The 2,732-nt window shown below is 60.8% G+C and carries 2 protein-coding genes; both read right to left on the bottom strand.

Annotation, left to right across the window (positions count from 1 at the left end; all coding sequences use genetic code 11):
- Positions 1–1,833 (bottom strand): hypothetical protein (locus KA184_23415; protein MBP8132541.1); only part of this gene is annotated, 1,833 nt, incomplete at its 3' end.
- A 365-nt stretch (positions 1,834–2,198) separates the two neighbouring features.
- Positions 2,199–2,654 (bottom strand): DIP1984 family protein, encoded by a 456-nt coding sequence (locus tag KA184_23420; GenBank protein ID MBP8132542.1) that lies wholly within the window; start codon positions 2,652–2,654, stop codon positions 2,199–2,201.
- Positions 2,655–2,732 lie beyond the last annotated feature (78 nt).

Genomic DNA, 2,732 nt, shown 5'->3' on the forward strand with positions numbered 1-2,732 from the left:
CGGGACCACGAGGCTGCAGACTCGAATGCCCTCAAAGGTGAACCATTCCATCTCGTCGATGACCGAGCGCAGCCTGTGTGTGACGAAATCACTCTCTTCGGGCTCGGCGTCTCCGGACTCTTCATCGTGCTCGAATTCGGCCGGATCGAAGACGTCGGGGGAATCCGGATTGTTCTCCCAAGTGTCGTTCTGTTGGAGGTCATCCCGCTGGGATGGCAGCGGATGTTCCTGCGCCTTCAGGCTCCGGGCGAATCCATACAACTGAAACTCGCGGAGCTCGTCTGGGTCAAACAGCCCGCGATGTTCGTGGTAGAAAGGCAGAAAGACCGTGACTTCCCGGTCTGCACGCCCCTGCAGCGTGACCTCCCCGGCGAGGTGGTCCGCGTATTCGCAAACGGAGATGACACGCGCGCGGTAGGCAATGCCGCAAGAGGCCACGGGATACGCGGTCATGACCGGCCGCGGGGCGGCCGGCGCAGGGGCTTCGGACCGGACTACCACGGAGCGGAGCGGGCCGTCCTGGACAAGTTCGCAGGCGCGCGCATGCCGCACCACGCCGTCCGAAAGTGTCGTTACCGGGATTTCCACGGTTTCGCGAACAGTTCCTTCCCGCATGACCCTGTCAAGGTGTGCCTGAAGCGACGGCCCCACCTGCGGGAACAACGCCTCCCATGCCCGCGAGAGGGGGCGTTCCGGCCTGAAGACGCGCGTTACAGGGCTGGCGTCTGTCTCCGGCAACGACGGGAAACTCGTGGTCAGCGCCTCCATGGCCGCGTCCGCGCGGGCCCGGTCCTCCCACTTCTCCACGCACAGCGCGGCGGCGGCCGGCATGCTTGATGGCAATTTCCGCACGAGTTCCTCAAAGCGCCGCAATGCACCGGGCCTGTCGCCGTTGAAGTACAGATAAAGACCTTGGGCGGTAAGGAGGTGCTGTCTGGTCAGGCTGTCCATCTCGTCGTGCCGCGGCAGCAGTATCTGCAGACATTCATAGAGTCTCGTCCATTGCTTTCTCGTTACCAGACTCGGCAGAATCTGCCTGACCGTGGTCCAAGGTCGCGGCGACAAGTATCGCGGGTCGGGATCCAGTTGAAAGCCGTATACAACGCACCGGACGCTCTCCAGATACAGGCCCAGATTCAGGAAGGCGGATGAGGCCATGGTCCATTGGTTCAATTCCGTAACACCGCGGTGCAGCCACTCATGCAACAGCACGGCGGCCTCGCCCCAATATCCATGTCTGGCGGTGGTCTCCGACAGCCACACAACCAAGGAGTCCAGGGGACAATAACGCGGGTGGCGCACGAAACCAGTCACGCGACGCATGGCCTTATGTATATTTAGACTAAATGCCGCCCCGAAATAGGACTTGAGCATGAGAGCCTGCTGCATCGGAACGGGCTTGCCGAGGTACAGCTCGAAAACGGGCTGACCGGCAAGAAGAGATTGGAACTCCTCTTCGGCCCCGCTGGGGCGTGACAGGATTATCCCCCGGGAGAGGATTCTCACTATCGGCCGGGCGTTGTCGGCAACGAACTCCAGTCTGTCGCTATAGGGTTTCCCTTCGCGCAGATACGCCAGAGCATCGATGTCCCAGAAACAACCATTCTCGTGAAAGACGAGACGGAAGTCCATGCGACTATAACGGGGGTCTTCGTCAAGGTCGAGGCTCAATCCCCAGGACATCACGCCGAGGTTCTCTTCCAGAAGCGTCAGACCGCTGTTGGCAATGTATTCCATGTCGTACTGGTTCCCGGCAAAGCGCTGGCGGATGTAGGTCAACGTGCCCCGGAAGCGCATATACGGTGTCAAGGCGTTTTTGAGTTTCTGCAACATCTTCTTTCTTTGCTCTCCCTGTTCCTGGACGAGACATGTTCTCTGCCGGTCTGCGCTTCCCGCTTCTCCGGCACTTTCCGATTGATGCGGCCCGGTCACTATCAGGCCGGTCCGCATCGAAAGACATATTGGCTTGTGGGCAAGGCTTTCCGCTGCGCCCCCGTGGGGGCACCCGCTGTCCCACCCTCGCTGTCGCGTGTGGTTTCAAGGGGGAAGAAGTGATTCGTTATTCGTGATTTCTCACATGTCAGGTTTACGGGGCGTCTTCCGTGATGGCAGAGCCGTGCACCCCTGCGGCATCGATCAGCCGTGACCTGGCTTATGGGTCTTCCCGAAACCGCGCACGGACAACTACACCGGAAAGCCTATTCGGCCAGCTGTGTCTGCCAGTTGGCCTTCTGGATCTGGTTGTCCAGTTCTTCGTACTCCCGTGACAGGGATGCCACCTCAGCGTACAGTGCTGTCACCTGCACCGTCACATCGTAGCGCCCTTCACGGTAGTACGGGGTTTCGCCTTTCACGGCGTGGTCGGCCACGCCCTTCAGCAGTTTCGCGCGCCGTTGCACAAAATTGCGCCGGACAAGCAGATCGGACAAGGTCTGCCACGGCGTCACGTTCGTCTCCCTGTTCGTGCGCTCAATCTGTCCAACCAGCGTCTCCAGGTCGGAGAGCGCCGCCTTCACCTGCCCGAGCAGGTACTCGGGTTCTTCGGGCGGGACTATGCCCTCCAACACGCGCGAACAGCTGTGCAGGCGCGACACCAGGTCTTCTATGTGCACCTGGAGCCGCCCGCGGCGCGCCAAAGCTTCTTGCAGCGTCATGTGTGTTCACCTCCCTTCGGCACGGCAGTACGGCGCGTGATGCGCGTGGGCAGCCGTGGGGTTCGTCTTATTGCGATT

Source organism: Candidatus Hydrogenedentota bacterium (assembly GCA_018005585.1).
GTDB lineage: Bacteria > Hydrogenedentota > Hydrogenedentia > Hydrogenedentales > JAGMZX01 > JAGMZX01.